The organism is Novosphingobium sp. fls2-241-R2A-195, assembly GCF_030209485.1.
Classification (GTDB): Bacteria; Pseudomonadota; Alphaproteobacteria; order Sphingomonadales; family Sphingomonadaceae; genus Novosphingobium; species Novosphingobium resinovorum.
This window is the reverse complement of sequence record NZ_JARVRY010000003.1, coordinates 97,393-116,047: the sequence shown is the minus strand read 5'-3', so window position 1 is coordinate 116,047 and position 18,655 is coordinate 97,393. Positions and strand designations below refer to the sequence as shown.

Genomic DNA, 18,655 nt, shown 5'->3' with positions numbered 1-18,655 from the left:
ATGAAATGGGCCGTCTCGAAGGCAAGATCACTCTGGTAACCGGCGCGGGCAACGCCCGGGGCCTCGGCGCCGCCACCGCGCAGCGCTTCGCTGAGGAAGGTGCCTTCGTCTACGTCACCGATCTGAGGCTGGAGGACGCCGAGGGCGTCGCGGCGTCGATCCGTGAGGCAGGCGGCCAGGCCGAGGCACTGGCACAGGACGTGACCAGCGAAGCTTCGTGGGATGACACCATCTCTGCGATCGAGCAGGGCCACGGGCGTCTCGACGTGCTGGTGAACAACGCAGGGATCGCCATTCTCAAGCCGCTGCAGGAACTCTCCCTCGCCGACTGGGAGAAGCAGAACAAGGTCAACCTCGACAGCGTGTTCCTCGGCACCCAGCGCGCGGTGGCGCTGATGCGCAAGGTCGGGCACGGCGGCTCGATCGTGAACCTGTCCTCGATCGGCGGGCTGGTCGGCGTGCCGATGTGCGGAGCCTACGGCGCGGCCAAGGGCGGCGTGCGCCTGTTCTCCAAGGTCGTGGCGCTGGAATGCGCGGCCGAGGGGATCCGCTGCAACTCGGTCCATCCCGGCATGATCGAAACCGCCATGCAGGACGTCGCCCGCCAGGATAACCCCGAGGGCTTCAAGGAGATTGTCTCCGGCATTCCGATGAAGCGCATGGGCAGCCCCGTCGACATCGCCAACATGAACCTGTTCCTCGCCAGCGACGAGGCGAACTACGTCACCGGTTGCGAATTCACCGTGGACGGCGGCGTGACCGCGATGTGATCGCTCCTGATCCTCCCCGTCGCGCAGCGATGGGGAGGGGGACCGCCGACGCAGTCGGTGGTGGAGGGGTTAAGGCCCCCTCCGTCACCCCTGCGGGCTGCCACCTCCCCATTGCTTCGCAACAGGGAGGATTGCGGCACTTGCAGTCCGCGCTGCCCCGTTCTACCGCCGCCGGATGGCCAAAGCAGACCGTCTCGAACGCCTCGACACCCGCCGCGCCGACCTTGAGGTCGATTACCGCGAGGCGCTGATCGCCGCGCTCAAGGTCTGTGCTGCAGGCAAGTGGGGCCTGTTCGACCACAATGCCGACCGCACTGCGCGCGCCGCAGTGGCGCCGACGATCGCCGAACTGACCGAACTCGCCGAAGAGATCGACACCGCGCGCGAACAGCTGTTCATGGAGCCTTTCGAACTCCACCAGGAATTCCTGCGCCAGCGCGGCCCGGTGGACTCGCAGGCCGTGGGCGAGCCCAAGCAGGCCCGCGCGTGGCTGGATCGACTCACCGCGAACGACTGAACGCTCACGCGACCCAGCGGATCGCGTTCTCCACCAGCCGCCGGTAATTCACATCGTCGTAAGCCGATGGCCCGTCACCCGGCTGGAGGTAGACCAGCCTGCTGCGTCCCACCTCACGCGTCCAGCCGATCAGATCGCTGCCCGGCGGATGGTCCCAGTCCTCGCGGTCGTACATGCGTCCCCCGACCGCCAGTTCGGCGGAGAAGAACTGCTCGCGCGTGAAGGGAATGTCTGCCCGCAGCAAAGGTGTCACATCCTCTGCGAAGATCTCCGCAAGGTAGGTCTCGTCGGTCAACGTGAAGCGCGGTGGCAGGCCGGCCGTCACCGGGTGCTCCGCCAGAACCACCGCATCGTATGTCACGCCGTGCGCATAGCCGCTATCGAGCACCGGTCGCCCGCGCACCGTGCCCGGATGGTAGAGGAACCGCCCGCCCAGCCATTCGTGATATTCGTCCCAAGTCGGCCAGCCCGCCAGCGCATGGTGCAGCGCGACGACGCCCTTGCCCTCCTCCAGCAACGCGCGAAAGCCGTCAGCCAGTCCCGGTGGCGGATCAAGATGCTGAGGCGCTCCCACCTCTGCCTCGAAATCGAGGCCCGGCATGTCGTATAGCACCAGCGCATCGAAGCCGCGCATCCCGTCAGTGTTCATCAGCTTGGCCGCTGCGGGCTGGTCCACCATCGTCGCGCTGATACCCTCCATCGACTGGAACAGCGCATCAAAGGCAGTACGATCGAACGGATGCCCGCGTACCGCGACCAGGCACTGGATCGGAGCGCGATGGCGGATCGTCGGCATCAGAGCTTCACGACCACCTTGCCGATGTTCTTGCCGGTCAGCATCCGCTCGTAAGCGGTGAGGACATTCTCCAGCCCGGCGGTCTCGTCGAAGCGCACCGCCAGTTTCCCGGCATCGAGCCATTCGCGCAGCTGCGGCATGAATTCGGCGCCGCGATGGAGGAAGTCGGGAATGAAGAAGCCCTCGATCCGAAGGCGCCGCATCAGCACCTGATCGAACTTCGCCGGTCCCGGCATCGGCGCATCGGTGTCGTAGCCCGCGACCATTCCGCACACTGCGACGCGCCCGTAATGCGCCATGTTGCCGAGCACCGCATCGAGGATCGGCCCGCCGACGTTGTCGAAGAAGGCGTTTACCCCGCCCGGCACTTCGGCCAATCGCGCGTCGACGTCCTCATTGCGGTAGTCGATCGCCATGTCGACGCCGACCTCTTCGGTCAGGTAGCGGCACTTGTCCGCCCCGCCCGCAATACCGACGACTTTCGCGCCCAGGTTCCGCCCGACCTGACAGGCGAGGCTTCCCGTCGCCCCCGCCGCCGCCGAGACGACCAGCCACTCGCCCGGCTTAACCGCCGCGACTTCCCTGACGCCGACATAGGCCGTCCAGGCATTCATGCCGAGCGCCCCGAAATGCTGGCGCGGATCGGCGACCGTCTGGTCCACCACTTCCAGCCCGGTCAGCGCCGGGACCACGGTGGCGACATCCGCCCACTGCCCGAAGCCGCGCACCAGCGCACCGACCGGATAGCCCGCGTCCGCACTCTCGATCACGCGGCCGAGCACGAGGCCGACCATCTTCGATCCCAGCGGCAGCGGCGGCTGATAGCCGTCGGTGCGCGGGCTCATCCACATGCGGGTGCCCGCGTCCATCGACAACCACTCGGTGCCAATGCGCACCTCGCCATCGGCCAGCGGCGCGCAGTCTTCTTCCTGCAGGCTCAGGAAGCGGGCGAAATCGGTATTTCCTTCGGGGTGGCGATCCAGTCGCCAGAAACGGCAGCGCGTCAATTCAGGTCTCCTCTGCCCCGTCGTCCCGGACTTGATCCGGGACCGGTGGCTGTCTTCAGGCGCCTGCCGCCGAAATCAAGCCCTGCCGGTAGCAAGGCTGGTCGCGGCCAGCGGTCCCGGATCAGGTCCGGGACGACGCGGATCGCACCCTTGACCCGAGCCCCGCCGAGGCCACCTGTCCAAACTGATAGGGCTATCCGTTTGCACAGGACGCCCCCCAACCGCGACGGGTCTAACCAGCAGCCAAGAACGATTACAAAACGGGAGGTTTCTGAAATGCGAGTCCCCAAATCCGTCCTGCTCGTCTCCACGGCGCTGACGATGGTGGCATCTCCGGCCATGGCCCAGGATACGTCTGCAGAGGCACCGGCTGCCGCTCCTCAGGATGACGCGGCCCAGCAGAAGGGCGGCCTCAACGAGATCATCGTCACCGCGCGCAAGCGTCAGGAATCCGTGCAGGACGTGCCCGTTGCCGTCACCGCCATCTCCGCCGAGCAGATCGCCACGCGCGACGTCACCAGCGTCGAGAAGATCACCGCGATCGCCCCGCAGTTCAGCGTCGGCCGTGCCTCGAACGGTTCGGGCGCGCAGCTCACCTTGCGCGGCATCGGTTCGTCCTCGACCTCGATCGGCATCGAGCAGTCGGTCGCGGTCGTCGTCGATGGCGCCTACTACGGCCAGGGCCGCGTCATCAACGAAGGCTTCTTCGACCTCGCCCGCGTCGAGGTCCTGAAAGGCCCGCAGGCGCTGTTCTTCGGCAAGAACGCGACGGCGGGCGTGATCTCGATCACCACCGCCGACCCGACCGACAAGTTCGAGGGCATGGTCAAGGGCGGCTACGAGATCAAGAGCCAGCAGTACCGCCTGGAAGGCTACCTTTCCGGCCCGATCAGCGACACCCTCGGCTTCCGCCTGGCGGCGCGCTATACCAAGATGGACGGCGGTTATTATCGCAACGTCGCCGATCCCATCAACTACACCGAGATCGACTCCGCCAGCGTCCTCGCAGGCGGCGCCGGCGATGCGACCACCCATGTCGCCCAACCCGCCGCACGCAAAGCGCCGGGCGAAGAGGAATTCCTCACCCGCGCCACCCTGAAGTGGGAACCGACCGACCGCTTCACCGCCACCCTCAAGGGCAGCTTCGACCAGAGCACGGTCAACAACTCCTCGTGGAACTACGTGGCCTACCGGTGCGGCGACGGCGATACCTCGCAGCTCAACGGCTATGCCTGCGGCAAGGACTTCGTCACCCACCAGAACAACATGCCCGCCGACATCGCGGCGACCTATCCCTACGCGAAAAAGGACGGCTCGCTCTACAACAAGTACCGTTCGGCAGGCGGCACCCTCAACCTGACGTACGATGCGGACCAGTTGCAGTTGTCCTCCGTCACCAACTACCAGTGGAACAACAACCGCTGGGCCTGCGCCTGCGACTTCCAGTCGGGCGGCAGCGAGAACGGCATCGGCCCGACCTGGGCGACCGAGAACTCATCGTGGAAGGCGTTCAGCCAGGAACTGCGCGCGCTGACGCAGTTCGACGGGCCGTTCAACATGATGGTCGGCATGCTCTACCAGAAGACGCGGCGTGACTTCGACCAGTTCGTGCTGACCGGCGGCGTCTCCAATTCGGATGCGCCCGAGGGCTACGAATACGTCACCACCGCGAAGAGCAGCTTCACCAAGGGCGAGACGATGGCCGTCTTCGGCCAGATGACCTACAAGATCCTGCCCGACCTCGAACTCGCGGGCGGCGTGCGCTACACCGACGAGACGAAGAACAGCTTCTTCACGCAGCCTTACAACAACCCGCTGGTCCTCGGCATCTTCCGCGATCAGAACGACCCCGACGGCCTCGGCGAAGTGGCCGCGCGCCAGCACTTCACCAACTGGTCGCCGGAAGCCACGCTGACCTGGAAGCCGACGCCGGATCTCATGGTCTACGGCGCCTACAAGACCGCCTACAAGTCGGGCGGCTTCTCCAACGGCGGCATCAACTCGAAGTTCTCGAGCGATCCCACCGCCGACCTCACCTTCGATCCGGAAAAGGCGGAAGGCTTCGAGATCGGCTTCAAGTCCACCCTGCTCGACCGCCAGTTGCGCTTCAACGTGACGGCGTTCACCTACAAGTACCGCAACCTGCAGGTGGACTTCTTCAACTCGCCGATCTTCGCGTTCCAGACCCTCACCGCGGACGCGCGCACCAAGGGCATCGAGGCCGAGTTCGAGTTCGCGCCCAACGGCATCGCCGGGCTCGATATCCATGGCTCGATCAACTACGACAAGGCGACCTACACCGACTTCCCGCTGGCACCGTGCTATGCGGGCCAGACCCCGGCGGAAGGCTGCAACCTGTCGGGCAACAGCCGCCAGAACCTGACCGGCGCACCGCTTTCGGTGGCCCCGCGCTGGACCGGCAACCTCGGCATCGGCTACGAGGTCTCGGTCGGATCGGCGAGCAAGCTGGGCTTCAACGTCGATAGCAAATACTCGGCCAGCTATCTCGCCTCCGGCTTCGGCAATCCGCTGTCGCGCCAGAGCAAGTACGTGACGCTCGATGCCGGCATCCGCTTCGGCGCCGAGGACGACAACTGGCAGATCGCCCTCATCGGCAAGAACCTGACCAACCGCTTCTACGTCACCGGCGTGGTCGATGGCCCCTCGACCGGCGGCGGCACCGGCACCGCGGCGGGCGTGAAGGCCGACCAGCTGGGCTTCGGCACCCTGCCCCGTACGGTCATGGTGGAAGTGACCAAGCGGTTCTGACGACCTCGTCGTCCCGGACTTGATCCGGGACCGGTGGCGATCCTTAGACAAGAAGCCCTCGGCAAGGCGCCATGCGCCTCGCCGAGGGCTCGGCCGTTCATGGCCAACGATCCCGGATCAAGTCCGGGATGACGATGCCTTTGTTGCGTCGCAGCGCAATTTTTTCGTATGCGCAGGCATCATCCGGCGCTAGTCCACCGGGCATGACAGAACCGGCGCGGTTCCCGCCGACGCCGCGAAAGGACCGCCCGATGAAGACTCGCATTCTTGCCGCGCTGCTGCTGTGCGCCGCGCCCTTCGCCATCGCCGCCACCGATCCGGCCCCCGCAGGCATCGACGAAGCCGCGATGGATACTTCGGTGAAGCCGGGCGACGAGTTCTACCTCTTCTCGAACGGCGCCTGGCTGGCCAAGGCCGAAATCCCCGCCGACCGCAGCCGCATCGGCTCCCACACCGTCGCCGCCGACGAGACCGAGCGCCAGCAGACCGCACTCATCCAGAAGATCCTCGGCGCCAGGCAGAAGCCCGGCACCGACGAAGCGAAGATCGGCGACTACTGGCGCGCCTACCTCGACACCGCCGCGATCGACAAGCTGGGTATCGCCCCGCTCAAGGCCGACCTGACGCGCTACGCGGCGATCAAGGACAAGGCCGCGCTGGTCAAGGTGCTGGGCGACCAGACCGAGGCCGACCTCGACCTGTTCAACAACAACAACGACATGTCGACCGAGAACCTGTTCGGCCTGTTCATCACCAAGGCGCTCAAGAGCGACGAGGTCGTGCCCTACCTGTTCCAGGGCGGCATCGCCCTGCCCGACCGCGAATACTACGTCTCGGCCGAACCGCGCATGGTCAAGATCAGGGCCGACTACCTCAAGTACATCGCCGACCTTCTGCGCCTGTCCGGCCTCGACCAGCCAGAAACGCGCGCCGCGCGTATCCTCGCGCTCGAAACCAAGATCGCGCAGGCCCACCCGAGCAAGGCGGAAACCGCCGACTTCACGCAAGGCGGCACCCTGTGGACCCGCGCCGAGTTCGCCGCGAAGGCCCCCGGTATGGACTGGGACGCCTACTTCACCGCCGCGCACATGCCCTCGCAGCAGACCTTCGACGTCTACAGCCCCGGCGCGATCACCGGCCTCGCCGCCCTCGTCGCTTCCGAGCCGCTGGCCGCGTGGAAGGACTGGCTGGCCTTCCACCGCATCAATGCGCAGACAGACGTGCTGCCCACGAAGTTCGACGCGCTGCACTTTGCGTTCTTCGACACCAACCTTTCGGGCACGCCGGAGCAGAAGACGCGCGAGAAGCGGGCGCTGGCTTCGATCAACAGCGACCTCGGCATGCCCTTTGGCAAGCTCTACGTGCGCGAATACTTCCCGCCGGCCGCCAAGGCGCAGGTGGAGGACATGTCCGCCCGCATCAAGCACGCCTTCGCCCGCCGCATCGACGCGCTCGACTGGATGAGCCCGGCGACGCGCACCGAGGCCAAGGCCAAGCTGGAAGGCATGGTCGTCGCGGTCGGCTATCCCGACGTGTGGCCGGACACCTCGATGATCGTCATCAAGCCGGGGCAGGCCTACGCCAACCGCATGTCGGCGATCCACGGCTACACGCTCCAGCAGATTTCCAAGCTGGGCAAGCCGCAGGACCGGGGCGAGTGGTGGATGACGCCGCAGCTCGTCAACGCGGTGAACCTGCCCGTGCAGAACGCGCTGAACTTCCCGGCCGCGATCCTGCAGAAGCCGTTCTTCGACCCCGCCGCCGACCTCGCCGCCAACTACGGCGCGATCGGGGCGGTTATCGGCCACGAGATCAGCCACAGCTTCGACGCCAGCGGCGCCGCGGTGGACGGCAACGGCATCCTGCGCGACTGGTGGACGAAGGAGGACCTCGCCCACTTCGAGGCGCAGACGCAGGCTCTGGTTGTTCAGTACGACGCCTACCAGCCGTTCCCCGACCTGCACCTCAACGGCAAGCTGGAACTGGGTGAGAACGGCGCCGACGTGGCGGGTCTTGCCGCCGCTTACGACGCCTACCGCGAAGCGCTGGGCGGCAAGGAACTGCCGGTGATAGACGGCTACACCGGCGACCAGCGCTTCTTCATCGCCTTCGCCCAGAGCTGGGGCGACAAGACCCGCGAAGGCGCGCTGCGCCGTCAGGTCATCGGCAACCCCCACGCGCCGGGCCAGTACCGCGCGCTGACCGTGCGCAACATCGATGCCTGGTACAAGGCGTTCGACATCAAGCCGGGCGACAAGCTGTACCTGCCGCCCGAAAAGCGCGTGAAGCTGTGGTGATGTGAAAAGGGCGGGAGTGGAAACAAACACCCCGCCCGCATTATCCGTCATCCCCGCGAAGGCGGGGACCCATCTGATGCTGGTGCAACTTGCGATGTCGTCAGATGGGTTCCCGCCTTCGCGGGAATGACAAGGAAAAGGTTCAGAGCCAGCGGTTCCTAAACCCCGCGCGGGGCGTACTGGCGGTGGATGTTGCGGAACGAGCGGCTCTTGAACAGCCACTTGCCTTCGATCTTCACGCAAGTGTCCTCGTAGACGCCGCGATCGCGCATGGTGATACCGTCTTGGTCGTAGACCTCGGAGGTGTAGCTGCGCATCACCGCGCTATCGCCGCTGACCTCGACCGAGCCGGGCCATGCCTCGAACATGATGCCGGGATAAGCCTTCATCGCCTCTATCCACATCGCGACGATCGCCGGACGGCCCTTGGTGGTGCCGAGTTCCGGATAGTCCGGCAGCGACCATTCCGCATCCTCGGCCCAGGTCGCGCCCCAGGCATCGGAGTCGCAGCGGGTCACCGCATCGGCGTAAGTCTCAAGCAGTTCACGGATTGCGAGGCGGTCCTCGAACGGGCCGGTAAAGGGCATTTCAGCATTCTCCCAAATCGTTTCAGGCAGATGCTAGACCCTGCTCCGGCGCGCGAAACTATGCCTTGTGCGAGTAATCCGTTTCCCGCTTCGTCATTGCGAGCGTAGCGAAGCAATCCAGGGCCGCGTAAACCGCCCTGGATTGCTTCGCTACGCTCGCAATGACGAAAGAGTGGGCTTCCGGCGGCTTGGCCGTTCTGCCTCAGGCACCCACCGGCCGTTCGTTCGGCCCCGGCGCCTCGTCCGGCACAGCCACCTCGATCATGCCGCCCTCGATCCGCAGCGGGAACACGCGAAGGTCCGCGTAGGCGCCGCCGATGCAACGCCCGGTCGCGGCCTCGAAGCGCGCGCCGTGCAGCGGGCACATGATCGCCCCGCGCCGCACGCGGCCGGGCGAGAGCAGCGCCGCCTGATGGGTGCAGCGGTCGTTCACGGCGCGAAAGCCGTCCTCGACCTTGACGATCAGCACGCTCCAGCCGCCGAGCATGATCGCGGCCTTGCCTTCCTCGGGAAAGTCGGCCTCGGCGATGACGGAGTGGAAGGTTTCGCTCATGGTAGCCATCGTATCCAGAACTCAGATGCAAACCAGCGTCTTGCCGATGGTACGGCCGGACATGAGGTCGATGAAGGCGGCGGGCAGGTTCTCGAACCCGTTGCGCAGATTGGCGAGCGGACGCAGCTTTCCTTCGGCCACCCACTGGTCCAGCTCCGCCTGCGCCTCGGCCAGTACCTGCGGATAATCGTACGTGATGAAGCCCTGCATCTTGATGCGGTTCACCACCAGTTGCCACAGCGTCTTGACGCCGTAAGGGTGATCGGCATCATTGTACTGGCCGATCATGCCGCACACCGCGACGCGCCCGTGGAGGCGCATCAGCGGCAGGATCGCTTCCAGCATCTCGCCGCCGACGTTGTCGAAATAGACGTCGATCCCCTCGGGCGCGACTTTCGCGATTTCGGCGGCGATGTCGGGCGTGGCGCGATAGTCGATCGCGGCATCGAAGCCGAGTTCGCGGATGACTTCGGCCTTCTCCGGAGAACCGACGATGCCTATCACCCGGCATCCCTTGGCCTTGGCGATCTGACCCACCGTCGAACCCGTCGCCCCGGCGGCGGCGCTGACCAGCACGGTCTCGCCCGCCTTGGCCTCACCCACCGCGAAGAGGCCCACCCACGCGGTCAGGCCGACCGGGCCGAGGGCGCCCATGTAGTGGTGGAGATCCGTGCCCGGCTGCTGGTGCACCGTCTCCAGCCCCCAGCTCTCGCCCGAGAGGATATAGTGATCCTGCCACGTGGCGAAGGCGCGCACGAACGTGCCCACCGGGTAATCCGCATTGTTGGATTGCACGACCTCGCCAAGCGACATGCCGTTGATCGGCGCGCCGAGCGCGACGGGCTCGATGTAGCTGGGCCGGTCGTCGAGGAAGCCCCGGATCGCCGGGTCCACCGACCCGACCCGCATGGCCACCAGGAACTCACCGTCACCCGGCTCGGGCATCTCCACCTCTGCGAGCGTGAAGTCCTCGGGCACCGGCATCCCGTCGGGGCGCCGCGCCAGCAATATCTGTCTTACCTTTCCCATCCCCCTTGCTTACCCGCGCCGGGCCTGAGCGAAAGGCTGGTCTAAACGCTAGGTTCGTGTCTCGCGGCCGAGAGGCAAACTCGCGCGCAAACAGATGTGGAGCAGGATTCATGAGCATGTCCCCCGAAGAAATCGCTCGGCTCGTCGATGCCCTCTACGCCGCCGCCGGCGCGGGCGACTGGGAGACGGCGAACGCAATGCTCACTGATGATTTCGTGGCCTATGAAGCCGACTCCCTGCCGATGGCCGGCGCTTATCGTGGCAAGACCGGCCTGCAAGACCTGTTCGCCAAGGCCATGGGCATGGCCGACGTCGTCGGGCTCGACCGCAGCGACCTGCTGACCGGCAAGGACAGCGCCATCGCGGTACTGACGATGCGTTTCGCCGACCCTGCACTCAAGCCCGCCGAACTGTGCGAGATGTTCCGTTTCCGCGACGGCAAGTGCTGCGAGATCAAGCCGTACTATTACGATCCTGCCGCCTTCAACGCCGCCGCGGCCGCCAAGGCGGAGGCAGCCTGACCGGCAGCGGTCCGTTCAGCGCGCCCCTCATGACCCTGCCCCCGTTCGAGATCGTCGCCGAAGGCCACGACTTCATCGAGGCACCGCGCATTTCCGCCGAAGGCGAGGTCTGGTTCGCGGATCTCACCGGGAAAGGCGTCTACCGCAACAGCCCGGGACAGGCGACAGAACTGATGCTGCCCGACCGGCTATGGGTGGGCGGCATAGTTTTCGACGATTCCGGCAAAGTCCTGTGCAGCGGGCGGGGCGGCATCGTCGCGCTCGACCCTGCGACGGGCGCCACGCGCGAGGTCCTCACGCGGATCGAAGACATGCCGGTCGTCGCGGTCAACGACATGGAAGGCGACGGGCGCGGCGGCCTCTTCGCCGGCACTATCGATTTCGAGGCGATCTTCGAAACCGGCAAGAAGCCTTCCCCCGGCCTGTTCTTCCACTTGTCCGGCGACGGCGAAGTCACGGTGCTGCGCCGCGACGTCGTCGCATCCAACGGCATCGCGGCAAGCCCTTGTGGGACGTGGCTCTATCACATGGAAACCACGCGCGGCATCTGGCGCTATCCGCTTGCGCCGGACGGCCTGCCCGGAGCGGGCGAACTGCTGGTGGAACTGGAGGACGGCGACGGGCTGACGCTGGATACCGCCGGAAACCTCTGGGCCGCCTGCTGGAATACCGCGCGCCTGCGTCGCTTTGCCCCGGACGGGACGCAGACCGACGACCTGCCGCTCCCTTACCCGCATGTGGTCAGCGTGGCATTCGGCAGCCACGATCCGGACTGGCTCTACGTCAGTACCGGCGGCAACGTCGATGCGCCGCGCTCGGGCGCGGTACTGCGCATGAAGGTCGACGTGCCCGGCCTGCCGGGACCGACGACGCGGCTGCGTACTCTCTGCCAGGTTTAACTCCCGGCTGACTGTTCGTAGAGTTCCAGGGGCAGACCGTCGGGGTCGTTGAAGAACGTGAAACGGGCGCCGGTATGCTCGTCCCGGCGCAGCGGTTCGCAAGTCACGCCATTTTCCGCGAGCCGCGCGACCGCCACGTCGATGTCTGCGGTCGCGAAGGCGAGATGGCGCAGCCCGGTGGCTTCGGGATACGAAGGGCGCGCGGCCGGCGCCGGGAACGAGAACAGTTCCAGTTGGGCCGCCCCGATGCGCAAATCGCACTTCCACGACTGGCGCTCCTCCCGGTAGACCTCACGGATGATCTCCATTCCGAGAATTTCCGTATAGAAGCGCCGGGACACGGCGTAGTCGGTGCAGATCAGGGCGACGTGATGGATAGTGGTGAACATGGTGGAAGGTGGTCTACCGAACCCTTCTCCCTGGTGCCAGTGCTCATCAAGGCCCGCTCCAGTCCGGCAACCGTGTAGCCCGCGCCGCATGTGTCAGCAGGGCAGGATAGAGACGCGCCAGCCAATACGCGGCATGGCGAAACGCGGGCGCTTCGAACCCGTTCTGCAATATCGTCGCGCGCGCGATCTGGCGGCGGGTCTCTGCAGCGAGCAGCCGGTGATAGGTCCCCGCGCTTTCCCCCGCGAGGACGCAGCCTGCCGCCAGCAACCCGCTGCGCAAGGCGATGGCCATGCCGTCGCCGGTCAGCGAAGGTGTCATCGCCCAGCGATCGCCGAGGAACATTGCCCCGGCTATGTCCGTGGCATGGCCCCGGGGCGGCGGACCGTAGCCGAGGTTGGCGATGGCGAGCGGTCTTGCGAACAGCGGCTCCGCATCGGCAAGTATCCGCTGAAGTTGCGACGTGCCATCCAGACATGCGCGCACGCCCTGCCAGTCTCCGCCAAGCCGCGCGAACGCCTGCGCGCGCAGTACGAGGCACAAGTTGGCCCGGCCATTCTCGACCAACTGCAATCCCGCATAGCCATCGTCCAGCAGTGCCAGAACGATCGTTTCCGCCAGTTGCCGCGCAGCGGACGGGGCGAGGCGATAGTGCATCTTGAAGCCCACATGTCCGTTGGCGATGCGAGCGGGGGCTTTCTCGCCCCGGATCGGCAGCTTGCCGGTGGCGATCAGCACCTGACGCCCCTCGCGCTCGCCGACGTTCGTGCGGGCGACGTGTCCGTCCAGCCCCGTCACGCGCACACCGCGCTCGACGCGGGCGCCGTTCGCCACGGCCTGGCTTATCAGCGTTTCGTCCAGAACGTGGCGACTGAGGCCCAGCGCCGCGAACGGCAGTGCAGCCTCGACTTCCCGGTTCTCCCACACAAGGCGCATCCGGTGGATCGGTACGGCGCCCAGATCCAGCGGCTCAACTCCAAGCTGCCGCAGATGGGCCACGGCCTCGACCGACAGGAATTCGCCACAGACCTTGTGATGCGGCCCGGTCTCGCGTTCGAGCAGGTTCACGTCACCTCCGCCGCGCGCGATCAGGCAGGCTGCGGCGCTGCCGGCCAGCCCGCCGCCGAGGATCAGTGCATCGGCCACCTCAGTCCTCGATCGTGAAGCGGAAGCTTTCCGCCGCCATTCCCGGACCGAAGGCCAGCGCCAGGCCCGGCCCGCGCGCCTTGCAGTCCAGCATCTGCGCCAGGATGAACATCAGCGTCGCCGAGGACATGTTGCCACGGTCTCGCAGCACCGAGCGCGAAGGCGCCAGCGCTTCTGCGCCAAGGCCGAACCCCTGCTCCACCGCGTCGAGAATGGTACGCCCGCCCGCATGAACCGCCCACAGCGCGAAGTCGCCGGACGATCTCCCGCGCAACAGGCCGAGCGCATCCTCGCGCTTCGCCTCCCAAGCGAGGGCGGTCGCGATCCGGGCGGGCACTTCGCCGCCAAGATGCATGTCGAAACCCTGGTCGCGAATGTTCCAAGTGATGGCGTCGGCCGTGCCCGGGATCGTGACCGCCCGGAAGTCCCGCAGGGCGATGCCGCCCTCCTGCGCGGTCACCAGCGCCGCCGCCGCACCGTCGCCGAACAGCAGCATGGCGAGCAGGCTCGGCAGGTCGTCGCTGCGCTGGAAATGGATGCTGCACAGTTCGAGCGTCACCACCAGCACCCGCGCACACGGCTCGGAACGGACGATGTGATGCGCCAGCCGCAGGGAATTCACCGCCGCGTAACACCCCATGAAGCCGACCACCGTACGCTCGACACCGGGGTCCAGCCCCGCCCCCGCGACAATCGCCTGGTCGAGCCCCGGCGCCATGAAGCCCGTGCACGAAGCGACGATCAGATGCGTGATGCCCGCCTGCGCGATGTCTGGGTCGAGCGCGGCGATGGCGTCCAGCGCAAGGCGCGGGGCATCGCGTTCGTAGCGCTCCATGCGGCTGCCGGTAGAGGGCCATGGGCCGCTGCCGTAGAAGCCTTCCCGGTCCGTGACGGTGCCGTCTTCCAGCGTCACCGGCTCCAGGAAGGAGAAGCGACGCTCGATCCCCGAACGGGCCGCCATGCGTTCGAACAAGTGGCGCATGCGATCGTCGCCGATCCGGGAGGTGACGAAGCGCAGGAAGGCATCGTGCACTTCGAACGGCGGATTGGCGGTGCCGATGCGATTGACGCGGGCGATCGTGGCGGTCATGCGCGGCGTCCCACCAGGACGGCGTTGAGGCCGCCGAACGCGAAGCTGTTCGATACGAGAACGTCGGGCGCGAACTCTTGCGCCGCAAGGACCAGCGGCAGGTCGCAATCGGGATCGGGGCCGAGGTGATTGAGCACGGGGGGAGCGATTCCTTCGGACAGCGCCACAAGACCGAGCAGGAACTCGATGGCTCCGGTCGCGCCGATCATGTGGCCATGGGCGGACTTCGTGGCGATGACCCGGTGATGCGCCAGTGCCGGGCCGTAGACACGATGCATCGCGGCGGCCTCGGCCGGGTCGTTCAGCGCCGTGCCGGTGCCGTGCGCGGAAACGAGCGCGGGAGTATCGATGCCGATACCGGCATCTTCGTGGGCCGCTCGGATGGCGGCGGCGATGCCCTCAACGTCCGGCGCGGTCATGTGCGTGGCATCGCTCGACACCCCGTAGCCGGCAAGTTCGCCGAGGACGCGCGCGCCGCGAGCGTGCGCGTGACGTTCGCTCTCCAGCACCAGCACCGCGGCGCCCTCGCCAAGCACCATGCCGCGGCGATCGCGCGAGAAGGGGCGGCAGGTATCGGGGGCCAACACGCCAAGGGACTGCCACCCGGTAAGGGAGCCGCGCGTCAGGCATGCCTCCGCTCCACCGGCAATGACCACGTCCGCCCGCCCGGCGCGGATCATGTGCATCGCTTCGCCGAGCGCCTGTGCCGAGGAGGCGCAGGCGCCGGAAAGGGTCAGCACCGGCCCGTGCACGCCCAGCAGCATGGAAAGCTGCGCGGCAGGAGCGGCGATCATCGAACTGGGAATCGTCTGCGGATGGACCCTGGACTGCCCTGCCGCGAACAGCCGTTCATAAGCGGTCTCGATCGTCCCGTTGCCGCCGCTGCCGCAGCCGAGCAAGATAGCGGTTCGCTGCACCAGAGCAGGGTGCGCGAGCAGGCCCGCATGCGTCACCGCCTCCAGCCCGGCTTCGAGCGCGAAGGAGGAAAGCCTGTCCAGCTTGCCGAGCCGACGCAGCCGCTCCGGATCAACATTGCCCAGAAGGGCCGAACGATGCAGGGCCGAACGTTGCAGAGATTGCCCTACGGCCTCGTGAGCCTTGTCGTCGTCGAACCATGCCGCGATCCCCTCCGGCGCCGGAGGTTCGAGCGGGCGGATCGCGCCATCACCGCCCCGCACGCGCTCCCAGTTCACCCCGACCCCGCGACCAAGCCCACTTACGCAGCCCAGTCCGGTTATCAGCACCCGGTTGGTCATTGCCGCGCCATCATGACGCCAGCGGCACACCGATGCGATCGAACAACTGCCGCAAGGTCATCTCGCGCGTGAGTTCCTCGGGCTGGATTTCGATCCCGTAGCGATCTTCGAGTTCGAAGAGCATCGAAACAAGGTCGATCGAGGAAATGTCGAGCGTGGCCAGCGTCGCATCGGGTTGCAATCGTTCGATCGGAAGTCCCGTTTCCTGCGCGATCAGCGCCAGGATGTCGTCGTTGGTCATCCATGTTTCTCCTTGAACCGGGTCCAGTGCCGGGTGCGGCACATCAACAGAAGGCATCCCGTCACGTCGAGGCTCTCGCCCGGCGAGAGGCGGATCGCGGCGCGATAGGTACGATCCCGCCGCCTTCATCGGTCAACGATCGTCCGTAGACAACTGCTCGTGCCACGGTGCCCCGGGGGAATTCGCCGATCGTGAGTGCGCAGGCCACTGCCATGCATATGCCCTTCATCGCAACGCTCCCACGCGATATCTTCACGAGACTGCTCGCTTTTTCCGGCCCCGGCAAGTCCCGCGAGATGACGGCAATTACGCTTCTGTCCCGCCCTGAAAGGTGAGATACTGCAGCAGCCTCCGGCAACATGAGGCACATGGGCCGCAAGGGGGCAGGAGATTCGCAAATGACCTCCGTTAACATTTCCGGCATTCGTCTAATCGCCCCCTGCATGATCGCCATCGCCATGCTGACTCTCGCTCCGGTCGAGGCATCCCGGGGCGCGCCTGCCGCGCTCGACTGGAGCCATGCCGAAACGCTTGACGTCCAGCTTTCCAGCTTCCAGTTCAGCCCCTCCACCATCACGTTGCAGCATGGCCAGGCCTACGACCTGCACTTCGCCAACGTATCATCCGGCGGCCATGATTTCACGGCGAAGGAATTCTTCGCGGCTGCGCAGATCATGGATTCCGATCGCGCAAGGGTTTCCGGCGGCAAGGTGGCGGTCGATGCCGGGCACAGCGTAGATGTCCATCTCGTCGCGCCGATGGCCGGCACCTACAAGGTGCGCTGCACGCACTTCATGCATAGCACTTTCGGCATGACCGGCGAGATTGTGGTTCAGTGAACGACCTGTCGATCCGGTCACGCCGGGAAGAGCAGATGGATGCCCCGGACCTCGATCCGCTCGTCTACGCGAAGGTCCTGAGCGATCTGGCACGGGTCAACCGCTGGACCTTCACCACCCACTCGACGACGGCGTTCCTGCAGCGGGCGCTCGGCGAAGCGAAGTCGTTCAGCCTGCTCGACGTCGGGTTCGGTCATGGCGACCTGCTACGCACGGTGGCCCGGTGGGCTGTCCGGAGGGGCATCGCCGCAACCTTGGTGGGCGTCGATCTCAACCCCGCCAGCGAAGGACTCGCCCGTGCGGCGACCCCGCCGGGGCTCGGCGTGGACTACCGCACCGGAGACTATGCCGCGCAGCCCGAGAGCTTCGATTTCATCGTCAGCAGCCAGGTCGCGCATCACATGAGCGACGATCAACTCGACCGGTTCCTGCACCACATGGAGATCAGGGCGCGGCGGGGATGGCTGATCTGCGACCTGCATCGCCACCGCTTCGCCTATTATGGCTTCCCCCTGCTCGCCCGCGTCATGGGCGTCCACCGCATCGTACGCGAGGACGGGCAGCTTTCCATCGCGCGCTCGATGCGACCCGGCGAATGGCCGGCAAGACTTGCCGAAGCGGGGCTCGATCCGGAACGTATCCGCATAGTCAGGCGCGCACCTTTCCGCATCGCCATCGAACGTAGGTTCTAAATGGACCGATGATCACATGTACGCATAGAGCGCCTTGCGTATCCTGATATATCAGAGGGCACAATTACCCTCTCTTATCAATACTCCCGACTCCAAGCCATGAAAATCGGCCATTATTTACAATAACGCAGTAACACTAATGCCGCCCCCATCTAGACGCATTTTGTTACATATGGTGTATTTCAGCTCGCGGGAGGCACTGCCTCAAATCCTGGAAATCGTATGCCGACGCTTTCGATTTGCATTCCCACCTACAATCGTTCCGCCTGCCTGGCGGAACTGCTCGACAGCATTCTCGCAGAGAATAGCGGTGACGTGGAAGTGGTCGTCGGGGACGATGCCTCTCCTGACGATACCGAGGCGGTCGCCGGAGCCTATGCCGACCGCCTCGCGCATTTCATCTACTTCCGACACACGATCAACATCGGGGTGGACGGCAATATCGCCGCCGTAGCCGCCCGGGCGACGGGAGACTACGTCTGGCTGATGGGCGATGACGACCGGATCGAGCGAGGCGGCATCCGCCGGGTTCTTTCGGCGCTGGCGGCCTGGCCGGACACGGTGGCATTGACCGTCGGCGTGGTGGATTACGATGTAACGATGCGTCGGATGACGGGTATCCGCAAGATGCCCAGGACTCAGTGCTTCACCGGGATCGGCCCGGCCTTCAGCCATCTTGCCGAACTGCTCGGCTTCATCTCGGCCACCCTCGTGCGGCGCAGCGATTGGGAAGCAGCAGCCACGGATCCCCGTGCCCGGGCGATGACGAACCTCTATTCGCAGGTATATATCGAGGGTCTTGCCGTCGGCGCCCGGGGCAAATGGGGCGTGATCGAGGAGCCTTGCGTCGGCTTCCGTTCAGGCAACGACCAACTCAAGCGCCGTATCGGCTGGCTGGAGCGGTTGAAAGTCGATGTGCGCGCCTACGACGAGATCGCACAACTCCTGTTCCCCGAGGACCGCCGCGTCCGCCGCGCCATGGCCGGACGGATTTTCGAGACCCACGTGATCGCGCGGATCCTCAACGCCAAATCGGAGGGTACGACCGTGCGTGACGCGCTTCTGGCCGCACTCTATCTGACGCGCCGCTACTTCGCGCTGCCACGGTTCTGGGCCATCGGCCTGCCGCTGTTGATCGCTCCGCGCGCGCTCGTGCGGGGGATCCGACGCATCTACCAGGACATGATCCATGGTTCCGGCAGCGGCCGCGCCCGCCAGTTCGCCCTCAATCCGGCAGTGAGACCGTAAAGACAAAAAAG

The 18,655-nt window shown here is 65.9% G+C and carries 19 protein-coding genes and 1 pseudogene; 9 read left to right on the top strand and 11 right to left on the bottom strand.

All coding sequences use genetic code 11. From position 1 onward, the window contains the following. The first annotated feature begins 5 nt into the window (after window positions 1-5). Entirely contained in the window at window positions 6-770 is a 765-nt protein-coding gene (locus QRN25_RS02560; protein WP_008828682.1) for an SDR family NAD(P)-dependent oxidoreductase, read from the top strand. A 175-nt stretch (window positions 771-945) separates the two neighbouring features. Then, on the top strand, window positions 946-1,287 hold the full coding sequence (locus QRN25_RS02555) for a hypothetical protein (protein WP_285017320.1): 342 nt from the start codon (window positions 946-948) through the stop codon (window positions 1,285-1,287). 4 nt (window positions 1,288-1,291) lie between these two features. Here the strand turns inward: QRN25_RS02555 and QRN25_RS02550 are convergent, their stop codons facing one another. Together QRN25_RS02550 and QRN25_RS02545 are read right to left on the bottom strand one after the other, a co-directional pair. Further along, window positions 1,292-2,083, bottom strand: a complete 792-nt coding sequence (locus QRN25_RS02550) for a ThuA domain-containing protein (RefSeq protein ID WP_285017319.1) — start codon at window positions 2,081-2,083, stop codon at window positions 1,292-1,294. Next, complete coding sequence (locus tag QRN25_RS02545) at window positions 2,083-3,090, bottom strand: NADP-dependent oxidoreductase (protein ID WP_285017318.1); 1,008 nt, start codon at window positions 3,088-3,090, stop codon at window positions 2,083-2,085. Before QRN25_RS02545 ends, QRN25_RS02550 begins: the two co-directional genes overlap by 1 nt. Before the next feature lie 276 nt (window positions 3,091-3,366). Between QRN25_RS02545 and QRN25_RS02540 the strand changes: the two genes are divergently transcribed. Together QRN25_RS02540 and QRN25_RS02535 are read left to right on the top strand one after the other, a co-directional pair. Next, window positions 3,367-5,859, top strand: coding sequence for a TonB-dependent receptor (locus QRN25_RS02540; protein ID WP_285017317.1), 2,493 nt, complete (start codon window positions 3,367-3,369; stop codon window positions 5,857-5,859). A gap of 251 nt (window positions 5,860-6,110) precedes the next feature. Next, window positions 6,111-8,156, top strand: coding sequence for a M13 family metallopeptidase (locus QRN25_RS02535; protein ID WP_285017316.1), 2,046 nt, complete (start codon window positions 6,111-6,113; stop codon window positions 8,154-8,156). A 158-nt stretch (window positions 8,157-8,314) separates the two neighbouring features. Here the strand turns inward: QRN25_RS02535 and QRN25_RS02530 are convergent, their stop codons facing one another. The 3 genes from QRN25_RS02530 to QRN25_RS02520 all read right to left on the bottom strand — a co-directional run bounded on the left by QRN25_RS02530 (window position 8,315) and on the right by QRN25_RS02520 (window position 10,325). Continuing rightward, window positions 8,315-8,743, bottom strand: a complete 429-nt coding sequence (locus tag QRN25_RS02530) for a nuclear transport factor 2 family protein (RefSeq protein WP_285017315.1) — start codon at window positions 8,741-8,743, stop codon at window positions 8,315-8,317. Between the two features lie 202 nt (window positions 8,744-8,945). Continuing rightward, window positions 8,946-9,296 carry a Rieske (2Fe-2S) protein gene (locus QRN25_RS02525; RefSeq protein WP_008830733.1) on the bottom strand — a complete coding sequence of 117 codons (351 nt, stop codon included), beginning with the start codon at window positions 9,294-9,296 and terminating at the stop codon, window positions 8,946-8,948. A 21-nt stretch (window positions 9,297-9,317) separates the two neighbouring features. After that, complete coding sequence (locus QRN25_RS02520) at window positions 9,318-10,325, bottom strand: NADP-dependent oxidoreductase (protein ID WP_211151574.1); 1,008 nt, start codon at window positions 10,323-10,325, stop codon at window positions 9,318-9,320. Between the two features lie 116 nt (window positions 10,326-10,441). On the opposite strand from QRN25_RS02520, the gene QRN25_RS02515 reads away from it, so the two are divergent. Next, complete coding sequence (locus tag QRN25_RS02515) at window positions 10,442-10,846, top strand: nuclear transport factor 2 family protein (RefSeq protein ID WP_271183901.1); 405 nt, start codon at window positions 10,442-10,444, stop codon at window positions 10,844-10,846. Window positions 10,847-10,875: 29 nt separating this feature from the next. After that, window positions 10,876-11,745, top strand: a complete 870-nt coding sequence (locus tag QRN25_RS02510; RefSeq protein ID WP_271183900.1) for an SMP-30/gluconolactonase/LRE family protein — start codon at window positions 10,876-10,878, stop codon at window positions 11,743-11,745. On the opposite strand, the gene gloA2 is transcribed toward QRN25_RS02510, so the two are convergent. The 6 genes and pseudogenes from gloA2 to QRN25_RS26340 all read right to left on the bottom strand — a co-directional run. Next, window positions 11,742-12,134, bottom strand: a complete 393-nt coding sequence (gene gloA2, locus QRN25_RS02505) for an SMU1112c/YaeR family gloxylase I-like metalloprotein (RefSeq protein ID WP_271183899.1) — start codon at window positions 12,132-12,134, stop codon at window positions 11,742-11,744. The two genes, QRN25_RS02510 and gloA2, sit on opposite strands and share 4 nt — an antisense overlap. Window positions 12,135-12,180: 46 nt before the next feature. Further along, window positions 12,181-13,278, bottom strand: coding sequence for an NAD(P)/FAD-dependent oxidoreductase (locus QRN25_RS02500; RefSeq protein WP_285017314.1), 1,098 nt, complete (start codon window positions 13,276-13,278; stop codon window positions 12,181-12,183). Between the two features lies 1 nt (window position 13,279). Beyond that, window positions 13,280-14,368, bottom strand: coding sequence for a type III polyketide synthase (locus tag QRN25_RS02495; protein WP_285017313.1), 1,089 nt, complete (start codon window positions 14,366-14,368; stop codon window positions 13,280-13,282). After that, window positions 14,365-15,624, bottom strand: coding sequence for a beta-ketoacyl-[acyl-carrier-protein] synthase family protein (locus QRN25_RS02490; RefSeq protein ID WP_285017312.1), 1,260 nt, complete (start codon window positions 15,622-15,624; stop codon window positions 14,365-14,367). Before QRN25_RS02490 ends, QRN25_RS02495 begins: the two co-directional genes overlap by 4 nt. A 10-nt stretch (window positions 15,625-15,634) precedes the next feature. Then, window positions 15,635-15,865 (bottom strand): acyl carrier protein, encoded by a 231-nt coding sequence (locus tag QRN25_RS02485; RefSeq protein ID WP_271183895.1) that lies wholly within the window; start codon window positions 15,863-15,865, stop codon window positions 15,635-15,637. Further along, window positions 15,862-15,966, bottom strand: a pseudogene (locus QRN25_RS26340) (DUF2147 domain-containing protein); the annotation flags it as partial. The pseudogene QRN25_RS26340 and the gene QRN25_RS02485, both read right to left, overlap by 4 nt. A 297-nt stretch (window positions 15,967-16,263) precedes the next feature. Here QRN25_RS26340 and QRN25_RS02480 point away from each other — a divergent pair. The 3 genes from QRN25_RS02480 (at window position 16,264) to QRN25_RS02470 (ending at window position 18,644) form a co-directional block, all read left to right on the top strand. Continuing rightward, window positions 16,264-16,704: a plastocyanin/azurin family copper-binding protein gene (locus tag QRN25_RS02480; RefSeq protein ID WP_271183894.1), complete on the top strand. Its 441-nt coding sequence runs from the start codon at window positions 16,264-16,266 to the stop codon at window positions 16,702-16,704. After that, window positions 16,701-17,396, top strand: coding sequence for a methyltransferase domain-containing protein (locus QRN25_RS02475; RefSeq protein WP_430099313.1), 696 nt, complete (start codon window positions 16,701-16,703; stop codon window positions 17,394-17,396). The genes QRN25_RS02480 and QRN25_RS02475 overlap by 4 nt, the downstream gene beginning before the upstream one ends. 222 nt (window positions 17,397-17,618) lie before the next feature. After that, window positions 17,619-18,644, top strand: a complete 1,026-nt coding sequence (locus QRN25_RS02470) for a glycosyltransferase family 2 protein (protein WP_285017311.1) — start codon at window positions 17,619-17,621, stop codon at window positions 18,642-18,644. Window positions 18,645-18,655 lie beyond the last annotated feature (11 nt).

Excerpts from the sequence above, each read along its gene's own strand:
- QRN25_RS02520 (WP_211151574.1), bottom strand. The coding sequence starts at position 10,325 with ATGGGAAAGGTAAGACAGATATTGCTGGCGCGGCGCCCCGACGGGATG.
- QRN25_RS02515 (WP_271183901.1), top strand. The coding sequence starts at position 10,442 with ATGTCCCCCGAAGAAATCGCTCGGCTCGTCGATGCCCTCTACGCCGCC.
- QRN25_RS02550 (WP_285017319.1), bottom strand. The coding sequence starts at position 2,083 with ATGCCGACGATCCGCCATCGCGCTCCGATCCAGTGCCTGGTCGCGGTA.
- QRN25_RS02540 (WP_285017317.1), top strand. The coding sequence starts at position 3,367 with ATGCGAGTCCCCAAATCCGTCCTGCTCGTCTCCACGGCGCTGACGATG.
- gloA2 (WP_271183899.1), bottom strand. The coding sequence starts at position 12,134 with ATGTTCACCACTATCCATCACGTCGCCCTGATCTGCACCGACTACGCC.
- QRN25_RS02480 (WP_271183894.1), top strand. The coding sequence starts at position 16,264 with ATGACCTCCGTTAACATTTCCGGCATTCGTCTAATCGCCCCCTGCATG.
- QRN25_RS02495 (WP_285017313.1), bottom strand. The coding sequence starts at position 14,368 with ATGACCGCCACGATCGCCCGCGTCAATCGCATCGGCACCGCCAATCCG.
- QRN25_RS02510 (WP_271183900.1), top strand. The coding sequence starts at position 10,876 with ATGACCCTGCCCCCGTTCGAGATCGTCGCCGAAGGCCACGACTTCATC.
- QRN25_RS02470 (WP_285017311.1), top strand. The coding sequence starts at position 17,619 with ATGCCGACGCTTTCGATTTGCATTCCCACCTACAATCGTTCCGCCTGC.
- QRN25_RS02530 (WP_285017315.1), bottom strand. The coding sequence starts at position 8,743 with ATGCCCTTTACCGGCCCGTTCGAGGACCGCCTCGCAATCCGTGAACTG.
- QRN25_RS02555 (WP_285017320.1), top strand. The coding sequence starts at position 946 with ATGGCCAAAGCAGACCGTCTCGAACGCCTCGACACCCGCCGCGCCGAC.
- QRN25_RS02535 (WP_285017316.1), top strand. The coding sequence starts at position 6,111 with ATGAAGACTCGCATTCTTGCCGCGCTGCTGCTGTGCGCCGCGCCCTTC.
- QRN25_RS02485 (WP_271183895.1), bottom strand. The coding sequence starts at position 15,865 with ATGACCAACGACGACATCCTGGCGCTGATCGCGCAGGAAACGGGACTT.
- QRN25_RS02560 (WP_008828682.1), top strand. The coding sequence starts at position 6 with ATGGGCCGTCTCGAAGGCAAGATCACTCTGGTAACCGGCGCGGGCAAC.
- QRN25_RS02525 (WP_008830733.1), bottom strand. The coding sequence starts at position 9,296 with ATGAGCGAAACCTTCCACTCCGTCATCGCCGAGGCCGACTTTCCCGAG.
- QRN25_RS02490 (WP_285017312.1), bottom strand. The coding sequence starts at position 15,624 with ATGACCAACCGGGTGCTGATAACCGGACTGGGCTGCGTAAGTGGGCTT.